Genomic DNA, 14,736 nt, shown 5'->3' on the forward strand with positions numbered 1-14,736 from the left:
AGAGCCATTCTTCTATTAGCTAAAGTTCGCTGATCAAGATCGTTCTGCGCTCCTGCGCCGAGCGGTTCGACGCTTCCATTAGCTTCGTAAGGTCAGTAGCCAAGCGAATGTTCTCGTCGGCTTGCGTACCGTTATTGATGTGACCGACCCACTGGTCGAATGCGCTTTCACGATTGTTAGGCAACGAGATCTTCGTCCACTTGTCGGCATGCTCTCCGCTCGCACCATTCGTGCGAAGCAGCAGCTCGCTGTTAGGCGTACCGTACAGCAGCGTACCTTCCGTGCCATGCACTTCAATGGTGAATGGCGAATGGCTGTTCACGAAGCCGGCTTCCGCAATCCCGATCGCACCCGATGGAGTCGTCAGAACGGATACGGCGTTATCTTCCACTTCCTTGCCCGTCAAGTAGCTGAACGTGGCGGATACTTCGGTCGGCATCTCGCCAAGGAACAGTCTGGCGAGGTACATCGGATGGCAGCCCAGATCGATAAGAGCGCCGCCGCCACATTGCTCCAGGTTGTAGAAGTGGCTTGGCAACCAGTCCGCAATCGCGCCATTATGGGAGAGACGCGTCCGCACAAGCGTCAGCTTGCCGAGCAGCTTCCGTTCCAAAATATCGCGAATCGCGAGCGTATATCCATCATTCAGGCGAGGCAGCGATACGGTAAGCTTCACTTTGTTATTCGCTACTTCGTCTAGAATAACGTTCGTTTCCTTTAGAGTCGGGGCAATCACTTTCTCTGTGAAAATATGTTTGCCTGCCCTCGCCGCCTTCACCATGACTTCGACATGCATCGAAGTCGGAGCGTCGACGATAACGGCATCAATGTCGTCCCTCGCCAACATGTCGTCCAGATTCTCGTAGAATGGAACGCCTTGCTTCTCGGCAGCTTGCCGTCCGCGTTCGGGAATCTCGTCCCATACGGCCGCGATAACCGTACCCGGATGCTCTTGCGCTTGCTTCGTGTAGTCCCATGCATGAACATGCCAATAACTGATTTTACCTATCCGAATCATACATTCACCTCTCAATGCATTCAGCAGTCGTTTGGATTGCATGAATATATAAATTTGTGACAACAAGCTAAATGTAACACATTTATTTTCTTATTATTAGTGTAATTTTATGACCTTTTATGTGCAATATTACGACAATGTTACTTAATGCGCAAATGCAGCCGCTTTGATTTATTTATGCTGCTTCCGGTAGTCTCGCGGCGATTGTCGGGCGATTTTTTTGAACATTTTGCCAAAATGTGAGAAGTTCTCGAAGCCTGCGGCAGCGGCGATATCCGAGATCGAGTTATCCGTTTCGCGCAGCAAACGCTGCGCTTCCTTAATGCGCGTCAAGACGACGTAGTCCGAGAAAGCAAAGCCCGTAATTTCCTTGAACATGCGGCTTAAATAGTAGGGACTAATGAAGAAACGCTCGGATAGATCGCCAAGACGTAGCGGTTCGGCGTAGTTGGCGTTAATATGCCTTACGATCTCTGATATTTTCTCGTGCATCGGCGTCTCATGCTGCAGCGGAGCCGTATCGTGCTTCTCTGTATATCGTGAAGCCATAAGCAGCAGCTCGGCGACGGCCGGACCGGGAATAAGCTCGTAGCCTGTAGCCTTGCCCGATATTTCCGCGAGCAAGCGACGAATGAGCTGCTCGGCAGCAAATTGCTCGGCGCGCGGAAGCCGAACGATCGGGCTGGCCTGGCGGAAGGGGCTGAGCAGATAGTCTGCGTGCTTCTCTGACCATTTCTCTATAGTAGCATCGTCGAAGTGAATGATGACGCGCTCATGAGCGGCTTCGCCCGCATGCATGGTTTTATGAAGCTCATGCTTCGGAATGAACACCAGATCGCCTTGCTCGACGGCGTACGAACGATCGCGGATAAAGTACAGACGTCTACCCGACAGCATGTAATAGATTTCGTAATAAGCGTGATAATGGTCGACGCCCATGGTGAACGCTTCCGAACGCTTCATGTATTCGACGTAAAACGCCGGCGTGTCGCCAAAGCTGTAGTAGAACGGTTCTTGTTCGGTCGTTGGCATATTCTCCAGCCCCCTAAATGGATGTTAAAGCGCAAGATATGCGGTGTTTTTTTGAAAATAAGCAGGATATGAAGAGAATTATAGCACTCCCATGCGCTAAAATAATAGCAAGATAACAAGAGGAGGACGATTCAATTGACGAAGAAACGTTATGTATTGGTAGGTAGCGGCGGCAGGGCCGAATTTTTTTACGGTGCGCTTGCAACCGATTTCAAGGAAACGTCCGAGCTGACTGCGTTTTGCGATATTAACCAGACCCGCATGAACTACGCAAACCGCATTTTGACCGAAAAATATAGTTACAACGCCGTGAACACGTATAAGTCGGATGAGTTCGACCGCATGATCGTAGTCGAGAAGCCCGACGCCGTTATCGTAACGAGCATGGATCGAACGCATCATACGTATATCATTCGCGCTTTGGAGCTTGGCTGCGATGTCGTAACGGAGAAGCCGATGACGGTGGACGCGAAGAAATGCCAGGAAATCCTGGATGCGGTGGAGCGTACGGGCCGCAATGTGCGCGTAACCTTCAACTATCGCTATGCTCCGCATCATACGAAGGCGAGAGAATTGATTGCAAGCGGGGCGATCGGCAAAGTCACTTCCGTACACTTCGAATGGCTGCTCAATACGCAGCACGGAGCCGACTACTTCCGCAGATGGCATCGCAACAAGGGGAACAGCGGCGGCTTGCTCGTCCATAAGTCGACGCATCACTTCGACCTCGTTAACTTCTGGATCGATTCGCAGCCGGAATCGGTGTTCGCCTTCGGCGATTTGCTGTTCTACGGTCGCGAGAATGCCGAGCAGCGCGGCGAAACGAAATTTTATGAGCGCGCGACGGGCAATCCGATTGCCGAGAACGATCCTTTTGCGCTACACTTGGATAAAAATGACCATTTGAAATCGATGTACCTGGACGCCGAGCACGAGGACGGCTACCGGCGCGATCAAAGCGTGTTCGGTGACGGCATCAATATCGAAGATACGATGGGTGTGCTTGTCCGCTATAAGAACAACGCGATCATGACGTATTCGTTAAACGCTTACTTGCCATGGGAAGGCTACCGGATCGCGTTCAACGGCACGAAAGGCCGCATCGAAATGAACATTGTCGAGCAGTCCTACGTGAATTCCGGCGGCAAAAAATCGGATGAGGGCGCGTTGAAGGACAAGTCGATAAGGGTGTACCCGATGTTCGGAGCGTCTTACGAGGTCGACGTTGAAGAGGGCGTCGGCGGCCATGGCGGCGGAGATCCGGTGCTGCTGAACGATCTGTTCGGTACGCCGGTGGAGGATAAGTGGAATCGGGCTGCCAATCATATAGACGGCGCGAGGTCGATCTTGACGGGAATCGCGGCCAATCGCTCCATTCAGACGGGGCAGGCGGTACAGATCGACGATTTGGTTCATTTTTACAAAAAGTGATTATGGGGGAACTGGAATGAAGCCTTTTATGGACGACAACTTCTTGTTATCGAACGAGACGGCCGTTACACTTTATCACGATTATGCGAAGCAAATGCCAATTATCGATTATCACTGTCATCTAAGCCCGCAACAAATATTCGAAAATACGAGCTTCGCGAACATTACGGAAGCTTGGCTATACGGCGATCATTACAAGTGGCGCGCGATGCGTGCGAACGGCGCGGAGGAAAGGCTTGTAACCGGCGGCGAAGGCGCTACCGATTACGAGCGTTTCGCCGCATGGGCGAAAACCGTTCCGCAGACGATCGGCAACCCGCTGTACCAATGGTCGCATCTTGAGCTGCGCCGATTCTTCGACGTGCAGGAGCTTATTAATGAGAAGAATGCGCCTGCGATCTGGGAGAAGGTGAATGCGAAGCTTGCGACTGGCAACTTCAAAGCGCGTGATTTGATCAAGATGTCGAGCGTCGAGGTCATCTGTACGACGGATGATCCCGTCGACTCGCTGGAGTATCATATCGCGATCAAAGGCTTGGAAGACTTCGACGTGCAAGTGCTGCCGTCGTTCCGTCCCGACAAGGCGCTTGAGATCAACCGGGCGACGTACTTGCCATGGATCAAACAGCTGGCGGAGGTGTCCGCACGTTCGATCGACAGCTACGACGCGCTACTGGACGCGCTTGCTGATCGCGTGAAGTTCTTCGACGAGGTCGGCTGCAAAGTGTCCGACCATGCGCTCGACTATGTAGCTTACGCGGAGACAACGAAGGAAGAAGCGGCAGCTATATTCGAAAGGGCGCTGCAAGGCGAGCAAGTAAGCTTAGAGGACGAGAAGAAGTACAAGACGTATACGCTTCTGTTCCTTGGCCGTCTATATGCGCAGCGCGGCTGGGCGATGCAGCTGCATATCAACGCGGCGCGCAACAACAACGCGCGCATGTTCGGCAAGCTCGGGCCGGATACGGGCTTCGACGCGATTAACGACAGCAAGGTTGCTTACCCGCTGTCCCGTCTGCTCGACGCATTAGATTCGGACGACCTGCTGCCGAAGACGATCGTTTATTCGCTCAATGCGAACGACAACGACGTGCTTGGCGCGTTGATCGGCTGCTATCAAGGCGGCGGCGTACCCGGCAAAATCCAGCTCGGCTCGGCGTGGTGGTTCAACGATACGAAGAACGGCATGCTTGATCAGATGAACGCCTTGGCTAACCTTGGTTTGCTGAGCCGCTTCGTCGGCATGCTGACGGATTCGCGCAGCTTCTTGTCCTATACGCGGCATGAGTATTTCCGCCGGATTCTGTGCAACCTGCTCGGCGAATGGGTCGAGAACGGCGAGGCGCCGGGTGACCTTGAATTGCTGGGGGATATGGTGCAGAACATTTCATATCGCAATGCGAAGCAATATTTCGGATTTTAAATAAAAGAACGTTTCGAGCTCCCGCCCATCGATCCGACGAGCGTGAGTGCGGAACGTTTTTTGCGCATAGCAGGCTAATTGATGGGAACTCAGCGGTACAGGCTGGTCATATATTTGAGCATTTGCGGGCCTGCTATATTAGCGGCAATGCCGAAGAGCTCGGAGTTAGCCGTTTTTTTGCATACGAAATAAAAGGCGAACCCGCCGATAAGCTCGAAGGCGATAAACTCCCTCCACTTCCAGGCGGGAATGACGTAGACGGTGAATTCCTTTGCGCGGACGCTTCGCTTTCTCAATAGAGTGGCCTCCTGCTAAGATGCACGATACAATCGTAATAGCGTATGCGGGGCTGCTTATCCAACATTCGACAATTTAGAGGTTTAACCACATAGTTAAAGGCAGGGAGAGTGCAGGGATGGGGAAAATGGTGTTTGTATCGGGCGCGGATCGCGGTGTAGGGCTGGCGCTGACATCGGTATGGCTTAGCAAAGGCCATACGGTATTCGCCGGTCAATATGCCATGGACACGCAGGGACTGACCGAGTTGCGGCAGCGGTACGGAGAGCGGGTGCATATTGTACAGCTAGATGTATCGAGCGATGAAAGCGTTGCCGGAGCGGTAAGCAGCGTTTCGGATCGTGCGGGACAGTTGGATTTGCTATTCAACAATGCGGCGATACTCGGCGATATTCAGGCGAAAATGACGGATACGCTTAATTACACGGAAATGATGGACGTGTTCAATGTCAACACGCTAGGCAGCTTGCACATGAGCCGATCGTTCATGCCGCTGCTTATGAAGAGCGAGACGAAAATGATCGTGAATATTTCCTCCGAAGCGGGCAGCATAAGCAATTGCTATCGCGATAGCTGGTATGCGTACTGCATGTCCAAGGCGGCGCTTAATATGCAATCGAAGCTCATTCATAACGGTATGAAGCCGCTAGGCGGCCGCGTGCTCGTCATGCATCCGGGCTGGGTGCAGACATATATGCAGGGGAAGCTTGATGCCGGGGCAGAGCTGACGCCGGAGCAGTCCGCGTCATCGATTACGCGTGTGGTCGAGGAGAAGCTGGCACAGGACCCAACGCTTGCAGAGTGTGAATACGTCGATTATAAAGGTGCGGCGATGAGCTGGTAATTGAAAATGTAGGAAAGGAAGGGGATCTTTACGATGAGTGGGCTCATTAGAACGCTGGTGTTCGGCGACAATGAACGAGCGCCTTACCATCCGCTTCATGCAATCGAGAAGGAGCTACGGGCAATAATCGGCGAGGGCTTCCATATGGAGATGACCGACGACTACGAGCGGCTGCATAAAGAGTCGATCGAACAATACGATCTATGTATCTCGTATGCCGACTGCTGGGAGGAGAAGCTGACTGACGCACAGGTTGCGGGACTGTTGGCATTCGTCGCAGAAGGAGGAGGCTTGCTCGTCATCCATAACGGCATATCGGTGCAGAACAGGCACGAGCTGCGTCAGTTGATCGGCGCGAAGTTTCTCGGGCATCCGGCGTATCGGCGGCTGACTTTCCAATACGCCGATACCCGGCATGTTATGGTAGAAGGGGCAGAACCGTTCGAGATGGATGAAGAGCCGTATAGGTTCGAGATGGATTCCTTCATCGATACGGAACTGCTCATGACATACACGATTGATGGCAAGTCCTATCCCGCAGCATGGGCCCATAAGTACGGCCTTGGCCGAGTTGCCTATCTGATGCCCGGCCATCATGCGCCTTCCTTCGCGCTTCCGGCGTATCGCTCGCTCATTAAAAGTGCGGCTAAGTGGGCGGCTGGAGCCTGCGAATGAACCAGCCATTGTCACAGCCGAAGCAGCAAGACATAAGCATGATGCGATTATGGTCTTTTTTTCTGCCGTTAGGGATTTCGGCGAGCTTAGTTACGATTTCGCACGTTATTATTAATAGTACGTTAAGCAGGGCTGCTGACCCGGAGCGAATTATTGCCGGTTACGCGGTTGCGATGAGCCTGCTTGCGATTACGGAACGGCCGGCCGTTCTGCTGCGGCAGACCTGCTCTACGCTCGTACGGGACCAAATTTCCTTTAAATCGGCGCTTACCGTTGCGCAGCTTGTGTTTGGCAGCATTATGGCGATGGGACTATTGATCAGCTACACGCCGCTCGGGATGTTAATCTTTAAAGGGGTGTTCGGAGTCGGCGAGGACAATCTCGATGACGTTCTGCTTGTCTATAGAGTGCTTATGTTCGTAAGTATATTTTCCGGCATTCGTTGTTTTTACCAAGGCGTTATTATTTATAATTTGCGCACGAAGTGGTTAACCATCGGGATGGCGGTCCGGCTGGCCGGCATGTATATGCTCTCTCTTTATTTTATCCATACCGGCGTTACAAGCGGCGTTGTCGGAGCCGCGATCTTCCTATTCGGCATGATGATCGAGGCGGCAGTCAGCTTCGCGGAGGGCCGTTTATTGGTTCGCAAAATGCCGGACAGGCTGGAGAATCATCCGATCGAGAACAAAAAGCATGTTTTTTCCTTTTACCGGCCGTTGTTGTTTTCCTCGTTTATCGCAGTGTGGATCGGTCCGGCCATTAATGCGATGCTGGGTAAGACATGGGATGCGGAGCTGGCCATCTCTTCCTTTGCGATCGCTGCCAGTCTCGTCATGCTGCTCAGCAGCTTTTTCAGTTATTTTCATCAAATTGTTATCAATTTCTACCGTATCGACCCGGTTGCCGTACGTAAATTTACGCTGATGCTGGGGTTCGTCCCCGCGCTGTTAATGGGGCTCATAGCCTTCACGGATATAGGCGTTTTGTTGCTGGAGCATGTCATAGGCGTTCATGGTCGCCTGCAAGAAGAAAGCATCCGGGTTCTGCAAAGTTTCATGCTCTTTGCCCTTGTGATGCCTTGGCTGGATGTCATGAATGGGCTTGTATTCGTGCGCGGGCAAACGAAGCTCATTATCGGCTCCCAAATCGCCAATTTAAGCATTACATTCACCACGTTGATTGCTTGTATCCTTGTAGCTCCCGAATGGAACGGGTCAATCGGAGCTTGGGCGCAATCGCTCGGCATGTCGGCGGAGCTTATATTCGTCGCGCTGGCTTTGCGGTTTATTAAACCGGCTGATCCTGTTCCTGTTCGTCACAGCTAAGAAGAAAGCCGCGCTGCAATAGCAATAGCAGCGCGGCTTTTCTATACGAACTAGGCTGAAGTTAGGAGTTTATTGAACGCGCGGTGCAGGATAGCGATCATCCCGTCGATATCCTCCCGCGTGACGATCAACGCAGGCATGAGGCGGATGACAGACGACTTAAGCGCATTGATGAGCAAGCCGTTGTCCTGACATTCGTCAACGAGCTTCGGCCCAAGACCTTGCGGCACGTCGAAGGCGATCAATAAGCCTTTGCCGCGAATGCCGGAGACCGGGAGCTCGCTGGACAGTTGTTGCAGCTTGCTCTTCAAGTATCGTCCTTGCAGCTCCGCGTTGCGTGCCAAATTGCTAGCAACAATCTCCTGTACGACCGCATGGCCTGCAGCCATTGCCAGAGGCGAGCCGGTGTAGGTGCCTCCTTGATTCCCTTGCTCGAAAATATCGTATTTATCGGTCGTCAGCATCGCCGATAACGGAAAGCCGCCGCCGATCGCTTTGCCCAGCGTCAGGATATCGGGCTTTATGTCGTAATGCTCGTAGGCGAACAGCTTGCCGGTTCTGCCAAGTCCGGTCTGAATCTCGTCGATAATGAGCGGCATGCCGTACATATCGCATATTTTGCGAAGGCCGTACAGATAGGCTTCATCTACCGCATTAACGCCGCCTTCGCCTTGAATGAGCTCCAGCATGATCGCGCAGGTATGGTTGTTGACGGCAGCGAAGCAAGCATCGAGATCGTTGATCGGCACATGCTTGAATCCGTCTACCTTCGGAGCGAATAACGTCTCCCATTCCGGCTTGCCCGTCGCCGACATCATGGCGAGCGTCCGTCCATGGAAGCCGTTCGTTACCGTAATAATCTCGTAAGCGCCGTTCATACGAATCGCGCCATGCTTTCGCGCCAGCTTAATAGCGCTTTCGTTCGCCTCGGCTCCGCTGCTCGCGAAGAAAGCTTTATCCATGCCGCTAATATTCGTCAGCAGCTCGGCGAATTGAATCATCGGTTTGTTGTAGAAAGCCGGGCTTGCATGCACAAGCGTTGCCGATTGCTTGGCAAGCGCATCGCGAAGCACGGCCGGCGAATGGCCAAGCGCATTAACGGCCCATCCCGCAATGAAGTCAAGATAGCGCTTGCCCTCCGTATCCCACATATACATGCCTTCGCCGCGCTCCATTATAATATGAGGACGTTTCGTTGTAAAAAGGATCGATTTATCGGCTTCGGCTAATAAGCCGTTCGTCTGCGTTGTTTCTGTTGTTTCCGTTGTTTGTAGCATGAGTCATTCACCCGCTTATTCAGAATATTGTATAAATATACATTACCATGTATCAATATGCAACCCTCTTCTATTAAATGACGAACCCGTTTTATGATTTTTTTAAGCCGCAAGAAGCCTATCTTCAACCGCGCCCAACCATTGTATGCTTGACGGCGTTTTCATGTTATCTAAAATTGTCCTCCATGATCCGCTTCGCATACTGGCTTGGCGGCATGCCGACATACTTCTTGAACACTTTGCTGAAGTAGTAGGGATCGTTCAATCCGGTTAAATAGCCGATCTCGCCAAAGGTGAGGTCCGTCGTTTCGATGAGCTCCTTCGCATGCTTGATTCGCACTTGATTCACGTATCGGGTAATGGATTGGCCTGTCATCCGATTGAAGCAGCGGTTCAAGTAGTCGTAGTTGCCTTCGAAGACGGATTCGATTTGATGGCTCGTTATTTTGTGAGGATAGTTCTGATGAATATAGTCGAGCAGTCCGTTTACCTTGCCGATCGATTTCGCAGGGTAACGGTCATTTCGCTGGAGCTCATCCATAAAGTTGTCGCGCGAGAGCTCGATCAGCAGCTCCGTGAATCGCAAGGCAGTCAAGCTGTGGTTGTAATGCTTGCGCCTATACAGCTGCAGCATTTCGTTCATGGCAAGCAGCGCCTTACGGAATCTTGCTTTGTCGGTAATCGAATGGCTCTTCGGGAAGCAGCAATCATACTCGGATACAAGCGGGTGGGAAGGCTTCCGTTCCAGAAACGGCGACTGATCGTGATGGGCGATAAAATAATGGGCCAACGCCTTCATATCGTCAACCTGCAGCGTTCTGACGTCCGTATGCTCGAAGTGTACATAGTAATAATCGCATCGATCATGCTCCGTGCCTTCATGCTCCAGGTTCGGCTCAAGCACGTACATATCGCCTTTCCGCAGCACGAATGAACGGCCGTTTTCCTTCATGTGCAGCTCGCCGCTCTTGATGAAATAAAGGACGTATTCGTCCGTTATGCGTTTGAAATGAAGCCAGGGGCTCTTATAGGATATGAACCCGACGAGGCGGATTCTTGGCATGATCTCGATATTGATCGCAAGCAAGGCGCACACCTCCCGCTAAAGGTGAAAAGTCGTTTTTGTACAAAAAGAGTCTAGATCCTACATTCCCGTTCATTCTATCACAATCTATACTGGGTTTGTATTCGCAGCCGACATTGAAATGGAGGATGACGATGAAGAAGCTAAAGATTGGCGTTATTGGACTAGGCGGCATTGCTAACTTTCATATGGAAGGCATACAGGCAAGCGAGGATGCGGAGCTATGGTCGATTTGCGACTGCAATGAGGAAGCGCTCGCTTCACGAGGCGAGCAGTTGAATATTCCGATGGAGCGCCGCTACACGGATCACAAGCTGATGCTGCGGGATGCAGAGCTTGATGCGGTGACGATCGGAACGCCGAACAGCAACCATTTTGCCGCGGCTCACGATTGCATCCAGGCGGGCAAGCCTTTCGCGCTGGAGAAGCCGATCGCGCTTAATGTTGAGGAAGCGTCTACGCTACGGGATGCTCTGGCGGTCAACCCTATGCCGCATATGGTGTGCTTCTCCTACCGCTACAAAGCAGCGGTCCGTTATGCAAAGCAATTAATCGAGCAAGGCGAGCTGGGCATTATCCATCATGTGTATAGTCAATATTTGCAAAGCTGGGGATTGAACGAGGACATCCCGCTCGTATGGCGCTTCCGCAAAGACTTGTCGGGCTCGGGGGCGCTCGGCGACCTTGGCTCACATATTCTTGATCTCCATCGTTTCCTTGTCGGGGAGACGGTTCGCGTGTTCTCCGATGCCGGCACGATCGTGAAGGAGCGGAATCTGATCGGAGCGGAGGGCAAGGGAGCAGTCGACGTCGACGACTTCTGCCACGTACTGGCCCGGTTCGAGGGAGGAGCTTCCTCGTCGATGAGCATCTCCCGGTTCGCATACGGACGAGGCAATTATCAGCAGGTCGAAGTTTACGGCACGAAGGGTGCGCTCTTGTACAACCTCGAAGAAGAGGATACGCTTCAAGCGAAGTTTGGCGATGAGCAGCAGTTCCGATCCATAGCTATTCCGGCAGAATGCCGAGTGGGTCAAATGCAGTCTTTCTTTGATTTATTGCTTGGCCGGGGGGACGGTTTGGATGCGACGATCGAGGACGGTTACATGAACCAATTGACGATCGACCGCATTATTCAATCGTTCACGGAAGAAAGGTGGATATCCACCTTACAGGAGGCGGTTAATCATGGCTAATATTAAAGTGACCGTATGGAACGAATATCGGCATGAGCGTGTGAACGAGCATGTGGCAAGCATATATCCCGAGGGCATTCATAACGCGATCGGCGGGTATCTAAAGACGCAGGAGGGTATCGAAGTACGAACCGCCGTATTGGATGATCCCGATCACGGCCTGACGGACGAGGTGCTGGACAACACGGATGTGCTTATTTGGTGGGGACATCTGGCGCATGGGGAAGTAAGGGACGATATCGTGGCGAAGGTTCGCGAGAAAGTGCTGGATGGCATGGGGCTGATCGTGCTTCATTCCGGTCATGGCTCGAAAATATTCGAGTCGCTGCTCGGAACGAAGACCGGCGCGTTGAAGTGGCGCGACGATGGCGAGAAGGAGAGGATTTGGGTTATCGAGCACGGTCATCCGATCGCGGAAGGTCTCGATCAATATATCGAGATCTCGAAGGAAGAAATGTACGGCGAGCGCTTCGAAATTCCTGCGCCGGATGAGCTCGTGTTCATCTCGTGGTTCGAAGGCGGGGAAGTGTTCCGCAGCGGCTGCTGCTACCGCAGGGGCAAAGGCAAGCTGTTCTACTTCCGCCCGGGGCACGAGACGTTCCCGATCTATCATCAGCCGGAAATCCAGCAAGTTATAGGCAACGGCGTTCGATGGGCTGCGCCGGTTAAGGGAGCGAGCGTCGCTTACGGCCGCGTCGCTCCGATCGAGCCGATCGGCAATAAGGGCTAAATAAGGTGAAGGGCGCTTCCGTCTCAGGCGGGAGCGCCCTGTTTTTGTATTATAGATTATCCATAGCTGCTGTGAACTGCTTCACGGTAGGGAGGACGCCGTTAACGTCGAGTGGGGTTGACGCTAACTTCTCGGCCTCGTCAAGCGTAATGGATCTGACCTCCAGCCCTTGTTTCTCCAAAGCGTGACTTACGTCGCTGGGCGAGTAGACGGTTTTGGCAGAGCAGGCCGTCAATACGAGGACGAACAAAAGCTGCAACGAATAGCGTAAGCTGTTGGGTTTTATTATTCTTGCAGTAGCCCTGATGGCTAAATGCTTAGTCGATGTAATTGGAAAAGCTCCTGTTAATATCGAGCCAATCCCTGCCTAAGGGGATAACGCCGAAATAAGAAGGATAATTTCCATCTATTTCTTTTAAGGAGGCAACCCCAGGTAAATTAGCAGGATTTTTTTCATGTTAATTGCTTGGACGACCCCGGCAAGCATGCCAACAGAGCTCTTATCGCGCCCCCCAGCGGTAATAAGTCGGATTCTCCGACTTATCCCTACCGAAGTAATCAAAGTTACCTGCACTAGGATGAACTTTTCAACCTATTTAATCGCCTATCCCGCCAACTGAGCCCCTATCGCGCCGCCCTGGCGGCAATAAGTCGGATTCTCCGACTTATCCCTGCCGAAGTAATCAAAGTTACCTGCACTAGGATGAACTTTTCAACCTATTTAATCGCCTATCCCGCGAACTGAGCCCCTATCGCGCCGCCCTGGCGGCAATAAGTCGGATTCTCCGACTTACCCCCGACGAAGTAACCAAGTTACCTGCCATAAGATGAACGCTCCAGCCTATACCACCACTAGACCCGAGGCAGAGGCAGCCGCCATCGCATGGTGTCTTATATTTCTGCAAACGCAGAAATATAAGACACCTCTACGACTTCCCTATCTCATTCACTAAACAAACTTGCGTAATATGTGACACCACGAACGCAATGTAAACGGTTTCTTGCAAACGCCTTTCCACTCATAATGAGAAAGCAACGCAATATGAGAGGGAGGGTCTTACACAATGAAATGGTACAAAACGATTTCCTACGGGGTTCTGGCAGCGGTAACGGCGTTCACGATTACGGCTTGCAGCGGCGGCAACAATGCGCCGGCAGGCAATGGAGGCAACAACAAGCCGGCAAATGAAAGCGGAGACAAACCGGCGGCGGACGGCAAAAAAGTAACAATCGAATACTGGCATACGTACAGCGACCAGGAAGAGAAAGTGCTTGCCGAAGAAATTAAACCGCTGTTCGAGAAAGAAAATCCGGGCATCGAGCTGAAGCTGACGCGCATGCCGTATGAAGGGCTGAAGGAGCAGGTTATCGCAGGCGTAGCGGGCGACGCAGCTCCGGACCTGATGCGGATGGACATTATTTGGGTACCGGAATTCGCGAAGATGGGCGCCCTGCAGGACGTCAGCAAAATGGACGGCTTCGAAGATCTTAAAGCGAACCTGTTCGAAGCGCCGATGCAAACGAACGCCTATAACGGCGGATTCTACGGCGTGCCAGTCAATACGAATACGAAAATCGCGATTTACAATAAATCGGTTATGGATGAAATCGGCGTGACACAAGCGCCGACGACGATCGATGAGCTCGTCGTTGCGGCAAAGCTTGCGGTGTCGAAGGGTAAGCCGGGCGGCATCGGCATCGGCGGCGCGAACGTATGGGCGGCATCGCCTTACTTCTGGAGTCTCGGAGGCACGCTGACGAACGAGGATTACACGAAGGTCGAAGGCTACTTGAACAGCCCGGCAAGTGTGAAGGCGCTGGAGACGATCGTGCAGTGGAACAAAGACGGCCTTATTACACCGACTATTCTTGGCGGCGAGCCAGGTGCTTGGGACGGCATGAAAAACAACGACTACATGATGATCGACGACGGCCCTTGGTTCTACAGCATTCTTATGAACGAAGCGGAGTCGGCTTTCAAACCGCTGGAGCAGACGATTCGCGGATTGATGCCTGCAGGCGACGGCGGCAGCCGCTCCGTTGTAGGCGGCGAGGATCTTGTTATCTTCGCGAACTCGAAGCATCCGCAAGAAGCATGGACGTTCGCGAAGTGGATGCTTGGCGAAGAGCCGCAAAAGATTATGAGCAAGCTTGGTCTTATTCCGACGAACAAGACGGCAGCGAACGATCCGACGTTCATGGAGACGCCTTTCGTTGCCGAATACGTGAAGCAGCTCGAGACGGCGCTGCCGCGTACGCCGATTCCGCAATACGGCGAGATGGAGACGATCATCAACCTCGCGTTCGAGAAAGCGGTGCGCGGCGAACTTGACGCGAAGGCAGCGCTCGACGAAGCAGCGAAAAACATCGAAGCGATTCTCACGAAGTAGCGAACTTACTC

At 52.5% G+C, this 14,736-nt stretch carries 14 protein-coding genes; 8 read left to right on the forward strand and 6 right to left on the reverse strand.

Features of this window, described 5'->3' with window-relative positions:
- Positions 1-19: 19 nt before the first annotated feature.
- Positions 20-1,018: a Gfo/Idh/MocA family protein gene (locus J2T14_RS15800; RefSeq protein ID WP_307472243.1), complete on the reverse strand. Its 999-nt coding sequence runs from the start codon at positions 1,016-1,018 to the stop codon at positions 20-22.
- 171 nt (positions 1,019-1,189) lie between these two features.
- Positions 1,190-2,050, reverse strand: a complete 861-nt coding sequence (locus tag J2T14_RS15805) for an AraC family transcriptional regulator (protein ID WP_307472247.1) — start codon at positions 2,048-2,050, stop codon at positions 1,190-1,192.
- 135 nt (positions 2,051-2,185) lie between these two features.
- Here J2T14_RS15805 and J2T14_RS15810 point away from each other — a divergent pair, with 135 nt between their 5' ends.
- Complete coding sequence (locus J2T14_RS15810; RefSeq protein ID WP_307472249.1) at positions 2,186-3,481, forward strand: Gfo/Idh/MocA family protein; 1,296 nt, start codon at positions 2,186-2,188, stop codon at positions 3,479-3,481.
- A gap of 16 nt (positions 3,482-3,497) precedes the next feature.
- Positions 3,498-4,904, forward strand: a complete 1,407-nt coding sequence (gene uxaC / locus J2T14_RS15815; RefSeq protein WP_307472251.1) for a glucuronate isomerase — start codon at positions 3,498-3,500, stop codon at positions 4,902-4,904.
- 89 nt (positions 4,905-4,993) lie between these two features.
- Here uxaC and J2T14_RS15820 read toward each other — a convergent pair whose 3' ends face one another.
- Positions 4,994-5,200: a hypothetical protein gene (locus J2T14_RS15820; protein WP_307200676.1), complete on the reverse strand. Its 207-nt coding sequence runs from the start codon at positions 5,198-5,200 to the stop codon at positions 4,994-4,996.
- 119 nt (positions 5,201-5,319) lie between these two features.
- Between J2T14_RS15820 and J2T14_RS15825 the strand changes: the two genes are divergently transcribed.
- Genes J2T14_RS15825 through J2T14_RS15835 form a run of 3 tightly spaced genes read left to right on the forward strand, consistent with a single transcriptional unit; the run spans position 5,320 to position 8,048 of the window.
- Positions 5,320-6,045 carry an SDR family oxidoreductase gene (locus J2T14_RS15825; RefSeq protein WP_307472252.1) on the forward strand — a complete coding sequence of 242 codons (726 nt, stop codon included), beginning with the start codon at positions 5,320-5,322 and terminating at the stop codon, positions 6,043-6,045.
- 33 nt (positions 6,046-6,078) lie between these two features.
- Entirely contained in the window at positions 6,079-6,720 is a 642-nt protein-coding gene (locus J2T14_RS15830; protein WP_307472254.1) for a ThuA domain-containing protein, read from the forward strand.
- A complete protein-coding gene (locus J2T14_RS15835; RefSeq protein WP_307472256.1) occupies positions 6,717-8,048 on the forward strand; it encodes a multi antimicrobial extrusion protein MatE in 1,332 nt (443 codons plus the stop codon). Before J2T14_RS15830 ends, J2T14_RS15835 begins: the two co-directional genes overlap by 4 nt.
- A 50-nt stretch (positions 8,049-8,098) precedes the next feature.
- Here the strand turns inward: J2T14_RS15835 and J2T14_RS15840 are convergent, their stop codons facing one another.
- Positions 8,099-9,325 carry an aspartate aminotransferase family protein gene (locus J2T14_RS15840; RefSeq protein WP_307472258.1) on the reverse strand — a complete coding sequence of 409 codons (1,227 nt, stop codon included), beginning with the start codon at positions 9,323-9,325 and terminating at the stop codon, positions 8,099-8,101.
- Between the two features lie 166 nt (positions 9,326-9,491).
- Complete coding sequence (locus tag J2T14_RS15845) at positions 9,492-10,412, reverse strand: AraC family transcriptional regulator (protein ID WP_373458160.1); 921 nt, start codon at positions 10,410-10,412, stop codon at positions 9,492-9,494.
- A 131-nt stretch (positions 10,413-10,543) separates the two neighbouring features.
- Between J2T14_RS15845 and J2T14_RS15850 the strand changes: the two genes are divergently transcribed.
- A complete protein-coding gene (locus J2T14_RS15850) occupies positions 10,544-11,605 on the forward strand; it encodes a Gfo/Idh/MocA family protein (protein WP_307472263.1) in 1,062 nt (353 codons plus the stop codon).
- Complete coding sequence (locus J2T14_RS15855; protein WP_307472266.1) at positions 11,598-12,335, forward strand: ThuA domain-containing protein; 738 nt, start codon at positions 11,598-11,600, stop codon at positions 12,333-12,335. Before J2T14_RS15850 ends, J2T14_RS15855 begins: the two co-directional genes overlap by 8 nt.
- A 49-nt stretch (positions 12,336-12,384) precedes the next feature.
- Here the strand turns inward: J2T14_RS15855 and J2T14_RS15860 are convergent, their stop codons facing one another.
- Positions 12,385-12,594, reverse strand: coding sequence for a hypothetical protein (locus J2T14_RS15860; protein ID WP_307472268.1), 210 nt, complete (start codon positions 12,592-12,594; stop codon positions 12,385-12,387).
- Between the two features lie 805 nt (positions 12,595-13,399).
- On the opposite strand from J2T14_RS15860, the gene J2T14_RS15865 reads away from it, so the two are divergent.
- The gene (locus tag J2T14_RS15865; RefSeq protein WP_307472270.1) at positions 13,400-14,725 is read left to right on the forward strand and encodes an extracellular solute-binding protein; all 1,326 of its coding nucleotides are present in this window, start codon (positions 13,400-13,402) and stop codon (positions 14,723-14,725) included.
- Positions 14,726-14,736 lie beyond the last annotated feature (11 nt).

Origin of the sequence: Paenibacillus harenae, from assembly GCF_030812415.1 — a bacterium.
GTDB lineage: Bacteria > Bacillota > Bacilli > Paenibacillales > Paenibacillaceae > Pristimantibacillus > Pristimantibacillus harenae_A.